General features: G+C 41.5%; 23 protein-coding genes and 1 pseudogene. 21 read left to right on the forward strand and 3 right to left on the reverse strand.

Annotated elements, in window-relative coordinates:
- Positions 1–15: 15 nt before the first annotated feature.
- Both ACESR9_RS09210 and ACESR9_RS09215 read right to left on the reverse strand, forming a co-directional pair.
- Positions 16–3,234: an LPXTG-anchored zinc carboxypeptidase gene (locus ACESR9_RS09210; RefSeq protein ID WP_373106352.1), complete on the reverse strand. Its 3,219-nt coding sequence runs from the start codon at positions 3,232–3,234 to the stop codon at positions 16–18.
- Positions 3,235–3,348: 114 nt separating this feature from the next.
- Positions 3,349–4,311: an aromatic acid exporter family protein gene (locus ACESR9_RS09215; protein ID WP_373106353.1), complete on the reverse strand. Its 963-nt coding sequence runs from the start codon at positions 4,309–4,311 to the stop codon at positions 3,349–3,351.
- 96 nt (positions 4,312–4,407) lie between these two features.
- Here ACESR9_RS09215 and rlmB point away from each other — a divergent pair, with 96 nt between their 5' ends.
- The 16 genes and pseudogenes from rlmB (at position 4,408) to ACESR9_RS09295 (ending at position 15,098) form a co-directional block, all read left to right on the forward strand.
- A complete protein-coding gene (gene rlmB, locus ACESR9_RS09220) occupies positions 4,408–5,136 on the forward strand; it encodes a 23S rRNA (guanosine(2251)-2'-O)-methyltransferase RlmB (protein WP_373106354.1) in 729 nt (242 codons plus the stop codon).
- 19 nt (positions 5,137–5,155) lie between these two features.
- Entirely contained in the window at positions 5,156–5,671 is a 516-nt protein-coding gene (locus ACESR9_RS09225; protein ID WP_373106355.1) for an NYN domain-containing protein, read from the forward strand.
- Positions 5,668–6,531: a DegV family protein gene (locus tag ACESR9_RS09230; protein ID WP_373106356.1), complete on the forward strand. Its 864-nt coding sequence runs from the start codon at positions 5,668–5,670 to the stop codon at positions 6,529–6,531. The genes ACESR9_RS09225 and ACESR9_RS09230 overlap by 4 nt, the downstream gene beginning before the upstream one ends.
- A 152-nt stretch (positions 6,532–6,683) precedes the next feature.
- Positions 6,684–7,130, forward strand: coding sequence for a 50S ribosomal protein L13 (gene rplM, locus ACESR9_RS09235; RefSeq protein ID WP_002876943.1), 447 nt, complete (start codon positions 6,684–6,686; stop codon positions 7,128–7,130).
- An 18-nt stretch (positions 7,131–7,148) separates the two neighbouring features.
- Positions 7,149–7,541: a 30S ribosomal protein S9 gene (gene rpsI / locus ACESR9_RS09240; RefSeq protein WP_002893764.1), complete on the forward strand. Its 393-nt coding sequence runs from the start codon at positions 7,149–7,151 to the stop codon at positions 7,539–7,541.
- 123 nt (positions 7,542–7,664) lie between these two features.
- Positions 7,665–8,255 (forward strand): annotated as a pseudogene (locus ACESR9_RS09245) (IS256 family transposase); the annotation flags it as partial.
- Between the two features lie 180 nt (positions 8,256–8,435).
- Complete coding sequence (locus ACESR9_RS09250) at positions 8,436–8,714, forward strand: DUF6110 family protein (protein ID WP_002893755.1); 279 nt, start codon at positions 8,436–8,438, stop codon at positions 8,712–8,714.
- Between the two features lies 1 nt (position 8,715).
- Positions 8,716–10,779: a heavy metal translocating P-type ATPase gene (locus ACESR9_RS09255; RefSeq protein WP_002893754.1), complete on the forward strand. Its 2,064-nt coding sequence runs from the start codon at positions 8,716–8,718 to the stop codon at positions 10,777–10,779.
- Between the two features lie 299 nt (positions 10,780–11,078).
- Positions 11,079–11,693, forward strand: coding sequence for a CadD family cadmium resistance transporter (locus ACESR9_RS09260; RefSeq protein WP_045759101.1), 615 nt, complete (start codon positions 11,079–11,081; stop codon positions 11,691–11,693).
- An 11-nt stretch (positions 11,694–11,704) separates the two neighbouring features.
- The gene (gene cadX, locus ACESR9_RS09265) at positions 11,705–12,043 is read left to right on the forward strand and encodes a Cd(II)/Zn(II)-sensing metalloregulatory transcriptional regulator CadX (protein WP_000711078.1); all 339 of its coding nucleotides are present in this window, start codon (positions 11,705–11,707) and stop codon (positions 12,041–12,043) included.
- Between the two features lie 45 nt (positions 12,044–12,088).
- Complete coding sequence (locus ACESR9_RS09270; RefSeq protein ID WP_003004655.1) at positions 12,089–12,223, forward strand: hypothetical protein; 135 nt, start codon at positions 12,089–12,091, stop codon at positions 12,221–12,223.
- A gap of 69 nt (positions 12,224–12,292) precedes the next feature.
- On the forward strand, positions 12,293–12,577 hold the full coding sequence (locus ACESR9_RS09275) for a hypothetical protein (RefSeq protein WP_227038813.1): 285 nt from the start codon (positions 12,293–12,295) through the stop codon (positions 12,575–12,577).
- A gap of 569 nt (positions 12,578–13,146) precedes the next feature.
- The gene (locus tag ACESR9_RS09280) at positions 13,147–13,449 is read left to right on the forward strand and encodes a TMEM175 family protein (RefSeq protein WP_004240734.1); all 303 of its coding nucleotides are present in this window, start codon (positions 13,147–13,149) and stop codon (positions 13,447–13,449) included.
- Entirely contained in the window at positions 13,374–13,715 is a 342-nt protein-coding gene (locus ACESR9_RS09285) for a hypothetical protein (RefSeq protein ID WP_000397556.1), read from the forward strand. Before ACESR9_RS09280 ends, ACESR9_RS09285 begins: the two co-directional genes overlap by 76 nt.
- 13 nt (positions 13,716–13,728) lie before the next feature.
- Positions 13,729–14,052: a potassium channel family protein gene (locus ACESR9_RS09290; protein ID WP_001253404.1), complete on the forward strand. Its 324-nt coding sequence runs from the start codon at positions 13,729–13,731 to the stop codon at positions 14,050–14,052.
- Complete coding sequence (locus ACESR9_RS09295) at positions 14,049–15,098, forward strand: DUF389 domain-containing protein (RefSeq protein WP_000126416.1); 1,050 nt, start codon at positions 14,049–14,051, stop codon at positions 15,096–15,098. Before ACESR9_RS09290 ends, ACESR9_RS09295 begins: the two co-directional genes overlap by 4 nt.
- A gap of 702 nt (positions 15,099–15,800) precedes the next feature.
- On the opposite strand, the gene ACESR9_RS09300 is transcribed toward ACESR9_RS09295, so the two are convergent.
- On the reverse strand, positions 15,801–16,004 hold the full coding sequence (locus ACESR9_RS09300; protein ID WP_049471982.1) for a CsbD family protein: 204 nt from the start codon (positions 16,002–16,004) through the stop codon (positions 15,801–15,803).
- 323 nt (positions 16,005–16,327) lie between these two features.
- On the opposite strand from ACESR9_RS09300, the gene ACESR9_RS09305 reads away from it, so the two are divergent.
- The 5 genes from ACESR9_RS09305 to ACESR9_RS09325 all read left to right on the forward strand — a co-directional run bounded on the left by ACESR9_RS09305 (position 16,328) and on the right by ACESR9_RS09325 (position 20,861).
- Positions 16,328–16,918 (forward strand): rhomboid family intramembrane serine protease, encoded by a 591-nt coding sequence (locus tag ACESR9_RS09305; protein WP_373106357.1) that lies wholly within the window; start codon positions 16,328–16,330, stop codon positions 16,916–16,918.
- 144 nt (positions 16,919–17,062) lie between these two features.
- Positions 17,063–18,184 (forward strand): VanZ family protein, encoded by a 1,122-nt coding sequence (locus ACESR9_RS09310; RefSeq protein ID WP_070590493.1) that lies wholly within the window; start codon positions 17,063–17,065, stop codon positions 18,182–18,184.
- A gap of 283 nt (positions 18,185–18,467) precedes the next feature.
- Positions 18,468–18,734: an ACT domain-containing protein gene (locus ACESR9_RS09315; protein WP_003004214.1), complete on the forward strand. Its 267-nt coding sequence runs from the start codon at positions 18,468–18,470 to the stop codon at positions 18,732–18,734.
- Between the two features lie 18 nt (positions 18,735–18,752).
- The gene (locus tag ACESR9_RS09320; RefSeq protein WP_340281735.1) at positions 18,753–20,090 is read left to right on the forward strand and encodes a PFL family protein; all 1,338 of its coding nucleotides are present in this window, start codon (positions 18,753–18,755) and stop codon (positions 20,088–20,090) included.
- Positions 20,091–20,171: 81 nt separating this feature from the next.
- The gene (locus ACESR9_RS09325) at positions 20,172–20,861 is read left to right on the forward strand and encodes a histidine phosphatase family protein (RefSeq protein ID WP_373106358.1); all 690 of its coding nucleotides are present in this window, start codon (positions 20,172–20,174) and stop codon (positions 20,859–20,861) included.
- Positions 20,862–20,943 lie beyond the last annotated feature (82 nt).

Here is a 20,943-nt window from a genome sequence, read left to right on the forward strand (position 1 = left end):
GTCTAAATCTGGAACTTACTCAACTTCTTTCTTTTTCAAGAGGAGGAAGCCTCCGCTAACGGCTAGCAAGAAGCCTGAAAGAATGAAGTGCGCCGTTGTGTCTTCTCCAGTTTGTGGCAATTGTGCCTTGGCTGGACTTTCTTGGAAGCTTTGTCCTACTTGGTAAGTCAAGGCTTGCACGCTTTCTTCTTTAGTTGTCATTTCTTTTTGTGGAAGGAGCACTTTAGGAGTGTCCTTCTTGGCCAAGATTGGCTGTGGATTGGTTGTTTGGTTATGAATTGGTACCACCACTTGATCTGGTTCTTTAGCTGGAACGTAATCCATCAAGCTTGCTAACTTGCTGCCAAAGATCGCATTGGTTACCCAGCGGAAGAAGTGGACAGGGTGTTGACGGTTGGTTGGATTTCCTGCATAGACAAAGAGTGGTTGTCCCATCAGTTCTCCAGAGATGGCCATGACTTTGTTAGCCAGAACATCATTATGTGGCCACCAACCTGCAATATAATAATCGCTCGGAGCGATGCTCATCAAGGTCTTGAAATGTTCTGGAACCTTTTCAATCCAGTTTCCTGAGTTGGAGTAGAAGAGGGTATTCTTCTTGTATCCGCTGGTCAATGGATCCTGGTCATCAATGATCGCTTTCATCAAGCCTTCGTAGTCACTACCGCCTTTTAATTTTTCAGCGTCAAATCCTGTAAGAACTCCCAATTTTTCCAATTTTTGCATGGCTTCCCCACCAATGACAAGGGTTGGTTTCTTGCCAAAAATGGAAGCATCAAAGCGGTTGCTTTCCAAAATAACAACATCCGCTTCTTCTGGCGTATTGACGATTTGGAAGCCTAATTTTTCAAGGACCAGACTAGTATGAGCAGGCGCATCTACTCCAGCCCAATTATAGTGGTAGTTCGGAGAGTAGACCTTCATCGGTTTCAAGGTTGGTCCGCTTGGCACCTTGTAGAGGGCATCCCCATAAATGGCATAGTTTGGCAGGAGCGAAGCAAAGGTATCGCGGTCAACGATGTAGCCATCGTCTGTTAGGTAGACGGATTTTCCTTGTGCAATCGCCTGGTTAACAGCTTTAACGGCACTGGCTGAGGTGTTTGCGATCACATAGTAAGGAGCTTTTGGATCGATCTCAGAGGTACGAGTGGCGCGGGTGGTGGTGACTTCTCCTAATTTTCCGTTGAAAAGACCATCCGCAAAGACAGGTTCGGACTTGAACCCTCTCATATCTGGGAAGTTGACCAGCAACTCTGCGTACATAGCAGCCCAGGCAGATTCGTTGGAGCCCTTGTAGAGAATGTGGTTAGCATAGCCACGTTTGGCTTGGGCCATGTCAATGACTAAGTCCCCTTTTTTATAGTTGCCAATATCTTCTTTGAGTTCCTTGACGAGGACACCATTGCGTTTGAAGTAGTCGATCATATTAAAGGCTTCTTGGGCATCGTTGTCTTTGTCGAGGCTCATTGGGATGACGTAGTAGTCTGGGAAGAATTTCGGACGACCGTTTTTCACACGTCCCACGATTTCTCCATTTGGGCCGACCAGTTCATTTTCAGCTTTTGGATCTTCGGTTTTATTGAGACCGCGCAGGTAGAAGTTGAGACGCATCTCAAGGAGACGGTCCGGATCTTGGTTGAGGAAGTCAATTCCGCCTAGGACAGCATTGCGACCTGCTTTGTAGGATTCTTCATTTCCTTCTGGAATTTCGATAGTATGGCCTAAGATACCATGGTAGACAGCATAAACTCCTGTATAGCCAGAGAAGGAGTCATCCCAGCCATCGCCCCAATCCAGTTTTGGAATGATGTAACTATTGTATTTAGAATTGGCAACTCCTGCCCGTCCCATATGATGGGCATTTTCTAGCATCAGGTCTGACAGAAGATCGTATTCGAAGTTCGGATCATGTGGTGGCGTTGCAGGTTCGATCAAGAATTCTTTGACAAAACCGTGTAAGTCGTAGAGAGCGATTGGATTCCATTTGTTGATCATTTGGATAACCGTGCGAACTTCAGGGTTGGTTTGGTAGCTGGCATCCCGGTTTGGATCGAGCCCGTTTGCTAGGGCCCGCAGATTGAGAGCATCCCCATCTGGGTTTTCCGTGAAGTCAAATAAGAAGATGAATTTATTGAGCAAGGTTGGAATATCTAGCGTGACTGTTTTAGCATTTCCAGCTTCATCGGTGGTGTTAAAGGTCACCTTTTCCTTGGTCGCAAAAGTATTGAAGAGGCCTGTGATGATATCAATGCCTGGTTGTTCATCCGCGTGGGTGTTGTGGACTAAGACAGGTAATTTGTAATCCAAGGTCTTGTCCTTCAGAGCTGCCAGCATTTCGCTTGGCTTGGTCAAGGCTGTAGGGTTGGTACTAGAAAGGTAGTGATCAATGCTAGCTTGGTCCTTGCTCACGATCCCCATCTTCATATCCCGGCCTTGGGCACTCTTACCAAGGGTTTCCAGCTGCACCAAACGATCGGGTTTCGCTTCTTCCTTGGATTTTTCGATAGCAGCTAGCATCTCTTCATGTGTATGGTAGTCTTGGTAAGGTCGAAAAACAAGGGTCTTATTGATGGTGATCCCTAAGTCTGCATTGGTTCCGACTAGCTCATGGTTGCCGATGTAATTGCGATAAGTCCGGCGAATATTATTTGGGCTACGAAGACTGAGATCTTCACCAAAGAGATCCTGCACGTCAATGTGGAGATCCAGATCATTGCCGTTTGCGGTCTCTGTGATCGTAAGGAATGGATCCTTGCTCAGTGTTCCTGTCTCCATATCCCAAGTTTTCCACTCAGAGAGAGGCTTATTGTCTAAGGTCCAGTTGATCTTGCCAGCAGCTTGAGCTTTTTCTTGGACTTTGTCATCAATCGTACTCTTTTCAGAGAGATAAATGGTGCTATCCGCCAATCGAGTCGCTTGGTCAGCGGTTGTTGTAGCACGGTTAGTGCTTGGACTAGCGGCTGGAGCAACTTCTGTAGTAGAAGCCACATCAGAAGTCGCTGCTCTTTCTGCAGGACTAGCAGGAGTTACTTCTGTGGCTGTAGCCGGACTGGCAGTATCAGCTGTCACAGGTTGCTCAGTAGTAGGTGTCGCTTCAAGGACCGTGCTTGGTTCCGTTTGAGGCGCTTCTAAGCTATCGGCTGAAGCTTGGCCATGACCGATAACGGAAAGCAAGACAGCAGCGGAGAGGCTGAGTGTTGTAGTGTACAAATGTTTCTTATACGAAGACTTCATATAGAAGACCCTCCTTAAAAAGTTATTTTCCAGTTCTAGTATACCATTTTAGGAAAGCGTTTACAACAACTGCCTGAATAAAAAAGCCTTTGCATCTTGCAAGGGCTTCTTTGTCTATTCTGTTTCCTCATGGAATTGTTGGTAAAAATCAACCTTAACCTGGATAAAAGTTTCTAAGTCTCTTAAGAGTTGGAGCAAGGTGGCGCGTGTTTCGAATTCTTCACGGGTCTTAGGAAGAGGGCGTTCGCGAAAGATCGCTAAATACTGACTAATATCATCAAGAAGATCTTGGGCGGGATTTTCCTGACTTAACTGTTGGGCTGTCTTCTTAAATAGTTGTGCTAGGATCATACTTTCACTCGCCGCCAACTGACAGCGGTTGACGTTTTCTGCCATATCCCGCAGAATATCGTTTTGCCGCTTGCGCATTTCGAAGTAGTGAATATGGTAGTTGGTTTGGTGAAAGAGGTGGTTGGAATGGTCCAGATAAACTAGGTTCAAGGCATCCTGTAGGATGCTGTCCAACTCCTTGATCAAGCGAGCATCATTGCGACCATCCCCTTTACTAAGTAATTCCGCAAAACGACCAAGGATCTTTTTCAGTTGGTCTTCAACAACATCATGGTAGTGATCGATCGCTCCCTGATTAGAAGGCATATAGAGATTGGCCAGCAAGGCAAAGCTGGTCCCAATTAAAAAGAGGGCAAGTTCATTGAGCAAGAGTCCCCAGGAAGTAGACTGCTCAATTAAGAGATGGGTGACCAGCACCGTACTAGGCGTGATGCCGATCTGCCAACCCAATAGAAAGGCGCAAGGAACATAGAGAGCGATAAAGACTCCCAGTGCCCAAAGGTTGAATCCAAAAAAGGAAAAGGCGAGACTTCCGATAGCAAGGGCCAGCAAGGTCGACATAAAGCGCTGGTAGGCCTGCTTGATGGTACTGCGACGCGTATCAGAGATACTCAATATGGCAATGACGCCAGCTGAGATGGCATAGGTCAAGCCCAGAGCATAAGCAAGGGCAGCTGCTAAACAGGTGGCCAAGGTGAGCTTGATGGTTCGTTGAAAAAGAGGCATGGCTTCCTTTCTAGTTCGGTTTGTTCATTGAGATTGATTTGATTTCATTATATCATGAATTGGCCTCTTCCTCCTTTCTTGTGGTATACTAGTTCTATGGAAAATAACGATATCGTATATGGTGTCCACGCAGTCACCGAGGCTTTACAAGCCAACACAGGCAATAAATTATATATTCAAGAAGATCTCCGAGGGAAAAATGTCGACAAGATCAAGGCCTTAGCAGGCGAAAAGAAGGTGTCGATTTCTTGGACGCCGAAGAAAATCCTGCAGGAAATGACAGAAGGAGCTGTTCACCAAGGTTTCGTTCTTCGTGTAGCAGCCTTTGCTTACACAGACTTGGCAGCGATTCTGAAACAGACAGCCCAAGAAGAGAACCCGCTTTTGTTAATTCTCGATGGCTTAACAGATCCGCACAATCTTGGATCTATCTTGCGGACAGCTGATGCGACCAATGTCTCAGGAGTTATCATTCCTAAGCACCGAGCGGTTGGAGTGACCCCAGTGGTGTCAAAAACTTCTACCGGAGCTGTGGAGCACATTCCCATTGCGCGTGTGACTAATCTCAGCCAAACTCTAGACAAGCTAAAGGAAGAGGGCTTCTGGATCTTTGGGACTGACATGAACGGGACGCCATCTCACCAATGGAATACGGCTGGTAAGTTAGCCTTGATCATTGGCAATGAAGGAAAAGGGATCTCAGCCAACATCAAAAAGCAAGTCGATGAGATGATCACCATTCCTATGAATGGCCATGTTCAAAGCCTCAATGCCAGTGTGGCAGCAGCCATCCTCATGTATGAGGTCTTTCGCAACCGACTATAAATAGTAGAAAGGCAATGATATGAAACGAAAAATCTTATTGGTTGACGGCTACAATATGATTGCCTTCTGGCAGGAGACCCGCCAGCTCTTTCAAAAAAGTGAGCTCGATGCGGCGCGCAACATCCTCCTGCAAAAACTGAGCCATTATGCTAGCTTTGAAGGGATCGAAGTCATCTGTGTCTTTGATGCCCAGTATATGCCGGGAGTGCGGCAGACCTACGATGAGTTCAATGTTCAGGTGATCTTTACCGGTGAGGATGAGACGGCAGATGACTATATCGAGCGTTTGGCGGCAGAGCTCAATACGCCCCTCCACCAGGTATCCGTCGCGACCAGTGACTTACATGAACAATGGACTGTCTTTGCTCAAGGGGCCCTTCGGGTATCCGCTAGAGAGTTAGAAAAACGGGTCGCAGTCGTCAAAGGAAACCTCAATCAGGCGCAGCGAGTGGTTAACGATCAAAAACCACCCATGCGACCGCTCGATCACCAAGTATTGCGACAATTACAAGAAATGATGGGAGACAAGAAATGACATTTGCTGTTTTAACAGATTCGACCGCCGATTTAGACCAAAACTGGGCCAAGGAACACCAGGTGACTATTCTCGGTTTGACCATTGAGTTAGAGGGAACAGTATACCAGACAGTAGGACAAGGTCAATTGACCAGCCCTGAGCTTTTAGAAGCCATGAAAAATGGGGCCAAACCGACAACCAGTCAGGTCAATGTGGGCCAATTCCAGGAGACCTTTAAACAATTTGCCAAAGAAGGAAAAGATCTGCTTTATGTGGCCTTTTCATCGGTCTTATCTGGGACCTATCAGAGTGCAGTCATGGCACGAGACCTGGTTTTAGAAGACTATCCGGAAGCCGTGATTGAGATTGTCGATCCGAAGGCTGCTGGGATTGGAGAGGGCTATCTGGTCATGCGGGCGGTAGCTGCGCGCGATGCGGGTCGCTCATTAGCAGAAGCCAAAGAAGAGATCGTGGCTCTAGCTCCAAAACTGCGGACCTATTTCCTCGTCGATGATCTCTACCACCTCATGCGGGGCGGTCGTCTTTCTAAGAGTGCTGCGATCATGGGAAGTCTAGCAAGCATCAAGCCTATTCTCTGGATTGATGCAGAAGGTAAATTAGTGCCCATTACGAAAGTCCGTGGACGCAAAAAAGCCGTCCGAGAATTACTGGAGTTGATCAAAACCGATATCGGTGAAAGCACAGCCTTGGTCTCTTATACAAACGATCTAGAAGGAGCCGAAGCGTTGAAGGCAGAAATGCTTGCGCTTGAAGGCATCGATGAAGTTCTCGTGATGCCCCTTGGCCCGGTTATTTCTGCCCACGTCGGTCCGAATGCCTTGATCGGATTTGTCATTGGAAAAGAAAATCGTAAATAATTTTCCAAATCGGTTGACTTTTATCTTAGAATTTTGATACAATAGTAGGCGGTATTGTTTACCCCATTTGTAAGGCCCCGGAACCTTTCAAATAACTCGCGGACCGGAACATCCGCCCTGTAAACAAAAACGACATTCATATAGGAGAAATCATGAACAAAACTACATTCATGGCTAAACCAGGCCAAGTAGAACGCAAATGGTACGTTGTTGACGCAACTGATGTACCTCTTGGACGCCTTTCAGCAGTTGTTGCTAGCGTGCTTCGCGGAAAAAACAAACCAACATTCACACCTCACACTGATACAGGTGACTTCGTAATCGTTATCAATGCTGAAAAAGTTAAATTGACTGGTAAAAAAGCAACTGATAAGATCTACTACACTCACTCAAACCACCCAGGTGGATTGAAATCAATCTCTGCTGGTGAACTTCGTTCTAAAAATGCAGTACGTTTGATCGAGAAATCAGTTAAAGGTATGCTTCCACACAATACTCTTGGCCGCGCTCAAGGTATGAAATTGAAAGTATTTGTTGGAGCTGAGCACACTCACGCTGCACAACAACCAGAAGTTCTTGATATTTCAGGACTTATCTAAGGAAAGGAACAATAAAGTATGTCACAAGCACAATATGCAGGTACTGGACGTCGTAAAAACGCTGTTGCACGCGTTCGCCTTGTTCCAGGAACTGGTAAAATCACTGTTAACAAAAAAGATGTTGAAGAGTACATCCCACACGCTGACCTTCGTCTTGTAATCAACCAACCATTCGCAGTTACTTCAACTGCAGGTTCATACGACGTTTTCGTTAACGTTGTAGGTGGTGGATACGCTGGTCAAGCAGGAGCAATCCGTCACGGTATCGCTCGTGCCCTTCTTCAAGTAGACCCAGACTTCCGCGATTCATTGAAACGCGCAGGACTTCTTACACGTGACTCACGTAAAGTTGAACGTAAGAAACCAGGCTTGAAAAAGGCCCGTAAAGCATCACAATTTAGTAAACGTTAATTCGTTACTGGACAGCAGAATACAAACGAAAACACTTTGCATCTTGCAAGGTGTTTTTTTCTATGAGAACTGGCGGTGCGCAATTAGGATAGCTCTAGCGACTTTAGTCGCATAGAGATATGCTATGCACAGTTGCCTCAAGAAAACAATGCTTCTTGGTCCACCCTGTTAGACAAGCTTCAAAACCAAGGAATCCAACAGATTTCTCTTGTAGTTACAGATGGCTTTAAGGGGCTTGAGCAGATTATCAGTCAGGCTCACCCATTAGCTAAACAACAATGTTGCTTAATTCATATTAGTCGAAATCTAGCTAGTAAAGTGAAACGAGCAGATAGAGCGGTTATTCTGGGGCAATTTATAATGATTTATCGTGCTGAAAATTTAGAAATGGCAGGACAAGCTTTAGAGGACTTTCTCGCCGAATGGAAACCAAAGTATAGGAAAGTCATGGAAAGTCTGGAGAAGACGGATAATCTTTTAACTTTTTATCAGTTTCCCTACCAGATTTGGCACAGCATGTATTCGACAAACCTCATTGAGTCTCTTAACAAAGAAATCAAACATCAAACGAAAAAGAAGGTTCTTTTTCCTAATGAGGAGGCTCTGGAACGTTACTTAGTTACGTTGTTTGAAGATTATAATTTCAAGCAAAGTCAACGAATCCATAAAGGGTTTGGTCAATGTTCTGATACACTTGAAAGCTTATTTAATTAACACTCCGTAACTCTACTTAAGTGTTTACACATAATTATTTACAGTATCAAAAAATAAAGTATATTGTTTTCATCATAATATAATTAAATATCAGTATAGAGAATTTTATCTATATATCAGATATCAGCAATTGCTTTTGCTGTCATTTTTCGCTACAATAGTTACAAGGAGGAAATAAACATGTTAAAAGAAGTATTAAACGTCGCAAAAGTTGCGAAAAAATCATCTCTCTTCTTAGGAGGGGTAGCATTTGGGACGCTTGGCTTGAAAGTCTTAGCAAGTAAAGAAGCTAAGAAAGGCTATTCTAAGGCCTTGGCTAAAGCTTACAAATTGAAAGATGGACTGGATGCATCTGTTTCTGTTGTAAAACAACACGGTGATGATGTTTTACAAGACGCTAAATATTTATACGAACAGGAAAAGAAAGAAGAACAATTAGATAGCCTGACAGGTGAATAATATGTCTTTTAAAGTGCTACACAGAGGATATCAACATATCCGATTATCGTCCTCGTTTTCACTGACCTTGGATATTCAAGATTATCTTCGTTCCTTGGCTAAAGATGAAAAAGGGATCGACTCTATTCAGTTTTATATGGATCAGCAGCACTTTACTCTACGTATGAAAGAAGGCTTCTCTGTATTAGAAAATGCAGAGGCCTTTTTAAAAAAAATTGACAAGGGGAAAGTTTCGGACTTGATGACTCTTCCCATTCGTAGAGAAGAGAGTGCTTATTCAATTGTATCGGGTGCAGCGATTAAGCGTTTGCTGTTTCGAAGTTTTGTACCCTACCCTATTCGTTATATTTGGACTTGTTATCAGGCTTTGGGTTATGTCAAAGAAGCCTATCAAACTTTAGCGCGCAAGGAACTAACCATGGAGGTCTTGGACTGTTCGGCCATTTTGTTGTCCTTGTTTATGAACCAATCCAAGACAGCTAGCAACATCATGTTTATGCTTGATTTGGGTAATCATCTGGATCAGTGGTCTTTAAAAAAAACAGCAACAGATTTGGAACAAAGCCTTCTTGCTAAAGAAAGTGATGTTTTCTTAGTGCGGGGAGACATGGTCATCAGCATCAAGAGTTCTGATGTTCAAGTAGGTGATGTATTAGTTGTCTCCCAAGGTAATGAAATCTTGTTTGACGGCCAAGTGGTTTCAGGATTAGGCATGGTCAATGAGAGTTCCTTGACTGGAGAGAGCTTCCCTGTTGAAAAGAAAGAGGGAGATTCTGTATGTGCGAATACTGTTTTGGAAACAGGAGAGTTAAGAATTCGTGTGACTGATAATCAGATAAACAGTCGTATTTTGCAACTCATCAATCTGATGAAAAAATCTGAAGAGAGTAAGAAGACAAAACAACGTCATTTTATTAGGATGGCAGACAAGGTTGTAAAATATAACTTCTTAGGTGCTGGTTTGACTTATCTGTTAACAGGTTCGTTTTCAAAAGCCATTTCCTTTTTATTGGTGGATTTTTCATGTGCTCTAAAAATATCCACACCTGTAGCCTACCTTACGGCCATAAAGGAAGGTCTAAATCGAGAAATGGTTATTAAAGATGGTGATGTATTAGAAAAATATCTGGAAGTGGATACTTTCTTGTTTGATAAAACGGGTACCATCACGACGAGTTATCCTTTGGTTGAAAAGGTTCTTCCTTTCGGAGATTATACTGAGAAAGATATTTTAAGAATAAGTGCATGTTTGGAGGAACATATCTATCATCCTATTGCCAATGCAATTGTTAAACAAGCTGAAATTGAAGGCATTGAACACGAAGAAATGCATGGCAAGCTTCAGTATGTTGCAAGCAAAGGGATTAAATCGCAAATTGATGGTCAATCGGTTGTCATTGGAAATTATGTACTAATGCAAGACGAACAGGTAAGAATTAGTTCTGAGCAGCTGGCCTTGATTGAGCAATATAAGACTCATTACAATTTATTGTTTTTGGCTTATAAGAAAGAATTAATTGGGATGTTTTGTATCCACACTCCCTTGAGAAGCGAGGCGAAAGTTGCATTGAAAAAGCTAAAGCGCCAAGGGAAAAAACTGATTCTGGCAACTGGTGATACGTTGGCTAGAACAGAAGAGTTGGTTAAAGATCTGCCATTTGACAACGTTTATACTGATTTAAAACCAGATGGTAAGTTTCAGTTGGTTCAGGAATTACAGAAAGCTGGCCGAACTATTTTGATGGTTGGAGACGGGTTAAACGACTCTGCTGCCTTGACGCTTGCAGATATTGGGGTTGTGATGAATGAAAGTGCTGATATTTCTAAGCAGATGAGTGATATTTTATTATTAGATAATCGTTTAGATTTCTTCGAGGAATTGAATTCTTTATCTGAATCGTTGCAGAAATTAATTCAAAGAAATATTCAAGAAACAGTTGTAATAAATGGAAGTTTAATTGGATTTGGGTTGTTAAATTGGTTAAGCCCATCTAATCTTTCGATATTGCACAATCTGACTACTTTAAGAATCGTCCTTCGTAGTCTTTCTATTAAAAGTAGGTAAGAGACCGAGAAGCTGAGGTTATAAAAACTAAAAGGAGTTGTCTCATTTGAGAATAACGGCTCTTTGTCAACTGTAGTGGGTTGGTGGAAAATTATACCCTGGAGAGGACCAAATTGGTTCTCTCCTTTTAAATATTGAAAAAACCATTGGCAGTGGACATACTTTAAGACTATATATTTCTGAAACTAGTTTCACAATACAAATATTGACATGCAATTATTAATTGGTGGATTTTAAGTTGACATCTACAAAGTTTAATGTTAAAATACATTCAAAAATATATTTGAATGAGGTGCTTTATGGTTCAAAATGTTGTTACTTCAATAATCCTGTATTCTGGGACAGCCGTAGACTTACTTATTATCCTAATGTTATTTTTTGCCAAAAGAAAAAGCAGAAAGGACATCATTAACATCTATTTAGGACAATTTCTAGGCTCTGTTAGTCTAATATTCCTAAGTTTGCTTTTTGCATTTGTCTTGAATTATATTCCTAGTAAAGAGATTTTAGGTTTACTCGGTTTGATTCCAATTTTCCTAGGCCTCAAAGTTTTGCTTTTAGGAGATTCTGATGGAGAAGCTATTGCAAAAGATGGTTTGCGAAAAGACAATAAAAACCTGATTTTTCTAGTCGCTATGATTACTTTTGCAAGTTGTGGCGCTGACAATATTGGTGTCTTTGTCCCATATTTTACCACCTTAAATTTAGCGAATTTGATAGTGACTTTACTTACTTTTCTAGTCATGATTTATCTCTTGGTTTTTTCTGCCCAAAAATTAGCACAAGTCCCTTCTGTTGGAGAAACTTTGGAAAAATATAGCAGATGGTTTATTGCCGTTGTCTATTTAGGATTGGGGATGTATATCCTGATTGAAAACAACAGCTTTGACATGCTATGGGCTGTGTTAGGCTAGGAGAAAAAATTATGAAAAAAGATAGTATCTGTCAAGTGGATGTTATTAATCAACAAAATGTTACAACCGCAACGAACTACCTTGAAAAGGAAAAAGTCCAAAAATCACTTCGTATTTTATCAAAGTTTACCGATAATAAACAGATAAATATCATCTTTTATCTCCTTGCTGTTGAAGAACTCTGTGTCTGTGATATAGCCTGTTTACTAAATCTCAGTATGGCATCTGCCTCTCACCATCTTCGTAAACTAGCCAATCAAAACATCTTGGATACTAGAAGAGAGGGGAAAATTATATATTATTTTATAAAAGATGAGGAAATCAGAGATTTTTTTAATCAACTAGGATAACAACTATTTTTACTACTTTTCCATGATTATATATAGGACTTATCTATGAAATTTTTTGATGAAAATTACTCACAAGAAAGACCTGCTCGTAGCAAATGTTTAAGAAAAAAGTATAATTTAAAGCAAAGCGACCTAGGTAATGCAGGTCAAGTTAGCCAAGTTGAAAAGGGAGGAATTTGAAAGGATTTGTATCTTTTATTTTTTGTTTCATTTATGTCCTATGCTACTGGAATAGTTAGTAGTCATTTCATGAATCATACGGCACAGCTCTTTTATGGACTGATCGTTATTGTTTCAACGGTAGCAAACTGGTTTTTACATAAAGTAATTGATAAACCCAATATAGATCAGAAAGAATTACTTGAAGCTAACGCACAATATAGAAAGTTATTGATACCTGACCTAATAATTAAAGGAGTGGGATTGATTCTATCCTTAATTCTCTATCCTCCGATTATGATGTATAGTGTTTTGATTGCGGCATTTTACATCATAACTTTAAAAACACTATCTGAAAAAAGAGTGAATAACTAGAAAACGGTGACCAAAGTTAGGTGTATTATTTTAATGCTTACAGACCTAAACTATTCCCCTATTAAAACAATATTGATTCAAATTTTATGAAATGAATAAGTAGATTTCGTTCAGAAAATCCTTGATATTACGCTGTTTTTAGTCCAACTGAAATCAATACTTTCCAAACCAGGCTTGAAAAAAGCTCGTAAAGCATCACAATTTAGTAAACGTTAAAACTTATTTAAACTTATTGAAAGCATTTCGTATCAAAAATACGGGATGCTTTTTCTGTTCACCCCAAATTTTTGTAACTAGGTGATACTTGAAATTAATACAAATTTGGTTGTTTTTGATAAATCTAAGCAACACTAAATGATGAAGTGAAAGGGGATGAATCTTTGATAGTATTCATTTATTGTGAAATATGATATATTTATTAATTAGATGGATGAATACTTCTAGAGTTAAATATAGCATAATAGGGACAGACTTTTTGGTTTATTTTTGTTTGTAGTCGGATTATGAAAGAATATCCAATATTATGCGATAAGATAGAATGTTACAAAAAAGAAAGGGGATGCAATCCGATGAAGAAAGACAGATTAATTGTATTGACAGATGCTGTTCTAGCAATTATTATGACCATCTTGATTTTAGAGTTAGAAAAACCAACAACACCAAGTCTTGAAGCTTTTTGGGATTTACGGCAAAATTTCTTTGCTTGTTTTCTTTCCTTTTTCTGGTTGGGATCGTTATGGATGGCACTAAACACATTATGGGAAAAGGTTGAGAAAATTTCCTCAGAAATTATTTGGTGGAATTTGTTTCTACTCTTGGAGCGGCAGGAGTTCTCTTTGGAGAATTTCATGCCATCCAAGATACCAGTCTGAATGATGTGGTGGACCGGATCTATATAAATGTCAAGGATTTACCGTTTCAGTCCTTGGGAGCTTTAGCTAATATCCTGTCTGATGTTAAGAAGGGACTGATTCAAGACAGTCATATCTGGTCTTTCTTCCAGTCATTTTTCAAACAATATCAGTTGATAATCAGCTTAAATCAGATCTATCAGTTTGTCTATCTTTCTCTGATGGAGATCATGTCCTATCTTCACTTTGATTATTGGAAAAAACGGCTCGGTCAGGAGCTAGTATGAATAAGGAGAACAAATGAGACGTTTAAAAATGTTATGGCATATTATACAGGTTACGGGTTTTACTCGGTTTGCTCTGAGTTTTGTGACCTTTGTTTTTGGGTCAGGAGGCGTGCTTTTCCTAGTTGAACCTGCTATCACAAATTACGGAGACGGTCTTTGGTATGCTTTTGTGACTTCGACGACTGTCGGCTACGGGGATCTCCTAGCTGTGACCTTGATTGGAAGGATTACCAGTGTCTTCTTGACGATTTATGGGCTCATATTTTTTGGCTGTTTATCAGCTGTTATTATTAATTATTATACCGATTTAAATAAGGAAAGAGGAGAGGACAAATAACTGCCAATTATTCAACACGGGAATACCGTGAGAAATTATACGATGACCTTCATGTTCGATTGAGAGATACAGCGATTTTGATGTGTGCAATTTTTATTGCCTCTATCGGTCTAAATATGAATTCAACAGCTGTTATTATTGGAGCCATGTTAATTTCACCTCTCATGACACCGATTGTTGGACTGGGATTCGGTTTAGCTATTTTTGATACGCGTTTAATCAAGCAATCTCTAGAGGTTTTATTGACTCAAGTGTTGGTCAGTTTGCTTGTCTCGACTCTGTATTTCTGGATTTCTCCCTTGTCTTATGCAAGTAGCGAGTTGATCGCACGAACCTCTCCAACCATTTGGGATGTTCTCATTGCTATTGCTGGTGGGATTGCTGGTGTGATCGGTTCAAGGAAAAAAGAAGCAAACAATATCGTGCCAGGAGTAGCCATTGCTACAGCTTTGATGCCGCCTATCTGTACTGCTGGCTATGGTTTAGCTAATGGGAATGTACGATTTTTATTGGGGGCTCTCTATCTTTTCTTGATCAACTGTGTCTTTATCATGCTAGCCAACATTGTTGGAACAAGAATTTTGATGAGAAAATCTCCTTTAACTTCATTTAAAGAGCTGAGCATTAAAATGAGAATTGGCTTGATTTCTTTGATTGTATTGTTGATTCTTCCAGCTAGCTATTCGGCAGTTACTCTGACAATAGAACAAGCGCGCAAAGAAGGGATCAAACAGTTTGTAGGAAAAGAGTTCGCCAATTATACGGTTATTAATCAAGTCTACAAGTCAAGTAACAATGAATTGGTCTTGACGGTTGTTGGAGATCCGATTTCAGAAGAAGAATTAGAAACACTCCACCAAAAACAAGCCTCTTACGGTATTCAATCTGTTCAATTGAAAGTGAATCAAGTTCAGAACTCGCCAACATTAGATAGTGAAGCGACCAAGGAATTTTATGAAAACATTGACAAGTATATTGATCAAAAACTCTCTGAAAAAGATTCACAAAACGATCTCGTAAAAGAAAATGAAGCAGACAAGGATTGAGGACAATGAACTGAATCGGTTTTTACGCCGTGTTTTTCTTGTATCTTCCTCTTTCTTACTTATAGCAGGTTGTTTTTGCTTGAATAAGAAATAAATTAGAAGTTCTATCATCTAAGAAAAATGATGAAAAAAATCATTTAACTAATGGTGTGAACGTTTAGTGTTTATCAGCTCCATTCTCTGTAATTTTGGGGGTAAAATCCACACCATTTAGATAAAATTAGTTGAATTTGATTGGAAAAACGCTTTTATAAAAGCGGAGAAAAGTCTTGATATTACGCTGTTTTTAGTCCAACTGAAATTCATACTTTCCAAACCAGGTCTTAAGAAAGCTCGTAAAGCTAGCCAGTTCTCTAAACGTTAATTCGTTGCTGGAAAGTAGAATACAAACGAAAACACTTTGCATCTTGCAAGGTGTTTTTTGTATGAGAACTGGCGGTGCGCAATTAGGATAGCTCTAGCGACTTTAGTCGCATAGAGATATGCTATGCATAGTTGCCCCAAGAAAACAAGCGTAGCGATGTTTGATTGGATGGCAACCACTGCACTCAAAATGTTAATTCGAAAGAATTACTATACTTACAAAGAGCACCCTTCGGGGTGTTTTTTCTATACCTAAGATAAATGGAAAATAAAAAACCACCCTATCTTTCACAGTCAAATGTGACTGTAGAAAATAGAGTAGGTCTAGGATGTTAAAGACTATTTGTCGTCTTTATGAAAGATATTTTTAACGCCCTTGATAGCTCCTTCAACAGCTTCTTTTGCATCTTCAGCAACTTCTTTTGCTTTTGAAGCAACTTTTTCAGCAGTGCCTTCAGCTTCTGTTTTTGTATCGCCGGTTAATTTACCAAGGCCTTCTTTAACAGAACCTTTTGCTTGGTTCAATTTTTCTTCTAATGACATAGCGTCACCTCCATGAAGTTAGTAGTTTTTTCTCTGAATGCAATACTGTTGATTTAAAAAAATAAAAAATATTTGTCTCAGATTAGAATAAGTATATTCTTTTTAAAATGGAAAGTCAAATTTTTGCTACGGTATTCTGAAAGCAGGATCGACGTTTGATCTGATGGCAAATAGCGAGCGACTAATAAGTCACGATATTTCGTTTTTCCAGCAAAGATTTGAAACGAAAGAAGCAAAAACTTTTCTGTCTCCAATGAAATAAATGGTATAATGGTCGTGAATGGAGACATCGTAACGCTGTTTTTGAAAAAGAGAAGATAAATATGAAAAGAATCCTCACAACCTCCCCTGTTATCAGTACTTTAGCTCTAATCTGTTTGTTGCTTGCTCTATTAACTTCCTTTTATGGGGATGCTATGTATGACCTATTGGCTTTTCATTCGAAGCCGGTGTATGGTTGGCAATATGTCAGTGGGACCCTGATGCACGGTAGTAAAGGCGCACCTATCTGGTTTTTATGGGTCCATTTGTTGTTAAATGGACTCATGATCCTTCCTTTCGGAGGACTGCTAGAAAGAAAAAGAGGCTCCAGACAAGTCTTGATTGTTTTTGTGACGGCGACAGTCCTTTCTTCCATCGTTTTTCACCTCTTAACCCAGGGGCAAGACATTCAGGCAACAGGGATCTCTGCTGTAGGATACGCCTTTGTAACCGGAGGGATTATGCTCCTGCCAAACGTGTGGAAAGAATTTTCACGCACCGTAAAATGGTTTTATCTATTCTTAATTTTTCTATCTGGCCTCATGCTCTTACCAGCAATCACCGGATGGATCTCAACACTATTGCATCTTTCAGGGATTGTGAGTTATCTATTGGTCTTTATCGGAAGTAAAGTCTTGAAGGGGAGAAGCTAACCATTAAGACGGCTCCTCAGTAAGGTTTTCATCGTACTTCCTTGACTCTTCCTCTACCAGGCCGTATAATATTCTATATCAATGAAGAAATCACCTTTTGTCATTGTGCAAAGGGTGATTTTATAACGAAAAAAAGGAGACACAATGGGGTATATCTCTACTATTAAAACGGCTGTTCAGCTCTTTCCTTTCCTGGCATTTTTGCTGACCTTGCCCTACATGATTTTGAATTATCGAAAATATGGTTCGGTCAATAAATTGCGGGTGCTGATTTTCTATTCTTTTATGCTTTACTTGATGACGGTCTATCTCTTGGTGATCTTGCCTCTGCCAGATCCAAGTAAGATTCATACTAGCTACTCGGAAATGGTCAATCTCCATCCCTTTGCTTTTGTGGTGGATTTTTTCAAGGAGAGCCCCTTTGATTTAGCGCAGACTGGTACTTGGATTCAAGCCCTTAAGCATCCAACTTTTTATGTGCCTGCCTTTAATGTCCTGATGTTGATTCCTTTTGGGATGTATCTGCGCTATTATTTTAAGTGTGGTTTTAAGAAAACGATTCTTCTGACAGCCCTCTTTAGTCTCTTTTTGGAGCTGACCCAGTTATCAGGTCTCTATTTTCTGTATCCGGGTCCTTACCGCCTAGCAGATGTCGATGATATTATTCAAAATACTACCGGTGGTGGAGTGGGCTATTTGCTCGGTTGGTTCCTGGTTTGGTTATTGCCAACACGAGACGAAATTGACGAACATTCTTTCCGAGTAGGGACCAGAGTATCTGGTTTTCGGATGGGTCTTGCCTTCTTGATCGACTTTGTGATGCTATCCTTGCTTTACGAGGTAATCGAGCGTTTGGAGACGATTCCTTATGTAGCGGTTTTGGCTGTTTATTTTGGTTTGATTCCCTTGTGGCGGGGCAAAACCTTGGGAATGGCTTTATTGAAATTCCGCTTGCATTTTGACAAGCAAAAATGGCTTCGCACCATCTGGCGGGGAATCCTAGTAGTAGGTTATTTCTATCTGATTCCTCAAGGGTTGTTCTATTTGATTTCGCTCTTGAATAGCGACTTGACGGACAATTCCCTCTTAACCCTGTCCATGATTTTATTGCTCTTCTTTATGCTTTTATTGTACCTGATTCTCACTCTTGCCATCGTCTTACTCAATCGTCGCTTTCCCTTTGACCGTCTAGCTGGGGCTGAGTATGAGAGTACGGTGCGCGTGAAGAAAGAGCTCTTAAAGGATGAAACTGAATCATCAAAATAGAGAGAGTGGGACAGAAATCGGTAATTCGTTAGAATTTGATTTCGTCGTCTCACCTCCGCACAGTTGAGTAGGGCTGTAAAAGCTGATGAAATCAGCGTAGTAGAGCCCACTCAACTACTGCGTCTTGCTCGACAATCCAAAAACAATAAAGAGGCTAGGACTTTTGTCCCAGCCTCTTTATTGTTTTATACACATAAAAATATCCGAACGTTCCCAGTTGAGAAGGGCCATTTTAAGGGGAATGTGCTACAATGGAAGCAAATAGATAGAATGGAGCAGTGAAATGAAAGCAATTATTACAGTCGTTGGTAAAGACCAAAAAGGAATCGTAGCGGGTGTTGCAACGAAAGTGGCAGAATTAGGACTCAATATCGATGATATCTCTCAAACTGTATTGGATGAGTACTTTACCATGATGGCAGTCGTATCATCGGATGAGAAAAAAGATTTCACACAGCTTCGTTCAGAGTTGGAAGAATTCGGTCAGTCTCTGCATGTGAAAATCAATATCCAAAGCGCAGCGATTTTTGATGCCATGCACAATTTGTAAGATAGGGGTTGAGAATTTATGGACATTAAACAGGTAACAGAAACCATTGCCATGATTGAGGAGCAGAACTTCGATGTTCGGACTATCACCATGGGGATTTCGCTTCTAGATTGTATTGATCCGGATATCGAAAAGGCAGCGGAAAAAGTCTACCATAAGATTGTGACAAAGGCCAAAGACCTAGTGGCTGTTGGGGATGAGATCGCGGCGGAACTCGGCATTCCTATTGTCAACAAGCGGGTTTCAGTCACTCCGATTTCTATTATCGGTGCAGCAACCAATGCGACAGATTATGTCCCCTTTGCCAAAGCGCTGGATCGTGCGGCCAAAGAAGTTGGGGTCAACTTTATCGGTGGCTTCTCGGCCCTTGTTCAAAAAGGCTACCAAAAGGGGGATGAAATCCTTATCAATTCCATTCCTCGCGCCCTTGCAGAGACGGATTTTGTCTGCTCTTCAGTCAATATTGGATCGACCAAGACAGGGATCAATATGACAGCTGTCCGAGATATGGGTCGTATCATTAAAGAAGCATCCCAAGCAGATCCGATGGGGCCTGGTAAGCTGGTAGTTTTTGCCAATGCAGTAGAAGATAATCCCTTTATGGCGGGTGCCTTCCACGGTGTCGGTGAAGCGGATGTTGTCATTAACGTTGGGGTTTCAGGACCGGGTGTCGTCCAACGGGCCATCGAAAAAGTTCCAGGCGCTAGCTTTGATGTATTGGCTGAAACAGTCAAGAAGACAGCTTTCAAGATTACCCGTGTTGGGCAATTAGTGGGTCAAATGGCTAGTGAACGTCTCGGTGTTGAGTTTGGAATTGTCGACTTGTCTCTCGCGCCAACGCCAGCTGTTGGGGATTCGGTTGCCCGTGTCCTCGAAGCCATGGGGCTTGAAGTGGTCGGAACTCATGGGACAACAGCAGCCCTAGCTCTGCTCAATGACCAAGTGAAAAAAGGCGGCATCATGGCTTGTAACCAAGTTGGTGGGTTGTCAGGTGCCTTCATTCCGGTCTCAGAAGACGAAGGGATGATTGCAGCGGTCCAATCAGGCCATATCAATCTGGAAAAATTGGAAGCCATGACAGCTATCTGTTCCGTCGGTCTGGATATGATTGCCATCCCAGCTGATACTCCAGATACAACCATTGCGGCCATGATCGCCGATGAAGCAGCTATCGGGGTAATCAACCAAAAGACAACAGCGGTTCGGATCATTCCTTATGGGGAAGAGGGCGATATGTTAGAGCTCGGAGGGCTTCTTGGGTCTGCTCCGGTAATGAAGGTCAACAAGGCTTCGTCAGCTGATTTCATTGCCCGTGGTGGCCAAATTCCAGCTCCGGTTCATAGCTTTAAAAACTAAGAGAAATCTAGTATAATAGTAGAAAATAGAAAAGTCTGTGATGATGAAACTCCAGACTTTTTTCTTGCAAAAGGAGACAAGATGGCTAAAACAAGATTATTTGTGATTCGTCATGGGAGAACCATGTTTAATACCATTGGCCGTGCTCAAGGCTGGTCCGATACACCCTTGACAGCAGAAGGAGAACGAGGGATTCAAGCTCTAGGAATCGGCTTGCGTGAGTCCGGTTTGGAGTTTACTCGAGCTTATTCCAGTGATTCAGGCCGTGCCATTCAGACAATGGGGATCATTCTTGATGAATTGGGCTTGAAAGACCAGATTCCTTATCGCTTTGACAAACGGATCCGCGAGTGGTGTTTTGGTAGCTTTGATGGGGCCTACGGTGGGGAGCTCTTTCATGGTGTCGTGCCGCGCGTGCTAGATGTAGAAGACTATAAGACTTTGACCTTGGAAGACTTGGCCAATGGCATCTGCCAAGTGGACACAGCGAATTGGGCTGAACCTTGGGAGGTTTTGAAAGGCCGAATCTTAGAAGGTTTTGAAGCTATTGCCAAAGAAGTAGAAGAAAATGGAGGAGGCAATGCCTTGGTGGTCAGCCATAGTTGGACCATTCAGACCTTGGTCTGCTTGATCGAAGGAAAACCAAATCTCAATCTGCCTCTTTCAAACGGTAGTGTTACCCTTGTAGAATATGAAGATGGAAAATTGACGGTTAAGGGGGTTGGAGATAGCAGTTACCGTGAGGTCGGTGAAAGCTTGCAAGAATCCTAGTCCGTCCTGAAAGGCTGACCCTTTGGTCATGGCCTTTTCTTTTTCTCAAAACTTGTAAGAGCTTTCCTACTTTCTTTTTGCA

This window comes from Streptococcus parasanguinis (assembly GCF_964238605.1).
Lineage (GTDB): Bacteria > Bacillota > Bacilli > Lactobacillales > Streptococcaceae > Streptococcus > Streptococcus parasanguinis_AJ.

Excerpts from the sequence above, each read along its gene's own strand:
- ACESR9_RS09320 (WP_340281735.1), top strand. The coding sequence starts at position 18,753 with ATGGACATTAAACAGGTAACAGAAACCATTGCCATGATTGAGGAGCAG.
- cadX (WP_000711078.1), top strand. The coding sequence starts at position 11,705 with ATGAAAAAAGATAGTATCTGTCAAGTGGATGTTATTAATCAACAAAAT.
- rplM (WP_002876943.1), top strand. The coding sequence starts at position 6,684 with ATGAACAAAACTACATTCATGGCTAAACCAGGCCAAGTAGAACGCAAA.
- rlmB (WP_373106354.1), top strand. The coding sequence starts at position 4,408 with ATGGAAAATAACGATATCGTATATGGTGTCCACGCAGTCACCGAGGCT.
- ACESR9_RS09255 (WP_002893754.1), top strand. The coding sequence starts at position 8,716 with ATGTCTTTTAAAGTGCTACACAGAGGATATCAACATATCCGATTATCG.
- ACESR9_RS09305 (WP_373106357.1), top strand. The coding sequence starts at position 16,328 with ATGAAAAGAATCCTCACAACCTCCCCTGTTATCAGTACTTTAGCTCTA.
- ACESR9_RS09300 (WP_049471982.1), bottom strand. The coding sequence starts at position 16,004 with ATGTCATTAGAAGAAAAATTGAACCAAGCAAAAGGTTCTGTTAAAGAA.
- ACESR9_RS09280 (WP_004240734.1), top strand. The coding sequence starts at position 13,147 with ATGAAGAAAGACAGATTAATTGTATTGACAGATGCTGTTCTAGCAATT.
- ACESR9_RS09225 (WP_373106355.1), top strand. The coding sequence starts at position 5,156 with ATGAAACGAAAAATCTTATTGGTTGACGGCTACAATATGATTGCCTTC.
- ACESR9_RS09290 (WP_001253404.1), top strand. The coding sequence starts at position 13,729 with ATGAGACGTTTAAAAATGTTATGGCATATTATACAGGTTACGGGTTTT.
- rpsI (WP_002893764.1), top strand. The coding sequence starts at position 7,149 with ATGTCACAAGCACAATATGCAGGTACTGGACGTCGTAAAAACGCTGTT.
- ACESR9_RS09215 (WP_373106353.1), bottom strand. The coding sequence starts at position 4,311 with ATGCCTCTTTTTCAACGAACCATCAAGCTCACCTTGGCCACCTGTTTA.
- ACESR9_RS09270 (WP_003004655.1), top strand. The coding sequence starts at position 12,089 with ATGAAATTTTTTGATGAAAATTACTCACAAGAAAGACCTGCTCGTAGC.
- ACESR9_RS09325 (WP_373106358.1), top strand. The coding sequence starts at position 20,172 with ATGGCTAAAACAAGATTATTTGTGATTCGTCATGGGAGAACCATGTTT.
- ACESR9_RS09210 (WP_373106352.1), bottom strand. The coding sequence starts at position 3,234 with ATGAAGTCTTCGTATAAGAAACATTTGTACACTACAACACTCAGCCTC.
- ACESR9_RS09315 (WP_003004214.1), top strand. The coding sequence starts at position 18,468 with ATGAAAGCAATTATTACAGTCGTTGGTAAAGACCAAAAAGGAATCGTA.
- ACESR9_RS09260 (WP_045759101.1), top strand. The coding sequence starts at position 11,079 with ATGGTTCAAAATGTTGTTACTTCAATAATCCTGTATTCTGGGACAGCC.
- ACESR9_RS09250 (WP_002893755.1), top strand. The coding sequence starts at position 8,436 with ATGTTAAAAGAAGTATTAAACGTCGCAAAAGTTGCGAAAAAATCATCT.
- ACESR9_RS09310 (WP_070590493.1), top strand. The coding sequence starts at position 17,063 with ATGGGGTATATCTCTACTATTAAAACGGCTGTTCAGCTCTTTCCTTTC.
- ACESR9_RS09230 (WP_373106356.1), top strand. The coding sequence starts at position 5,668 with ATGACATTTGCTGTTTTAACAGATTCGACCGCCGATTTAGACCAAAAC.
- ACESR9_RS09275 (WP_227038813.1), top strand. The coding sequence starts at position 12,293 with ATGAATCATACGGCACAGCTCTTTTATGGACTGATCGTTATTGTTTCA.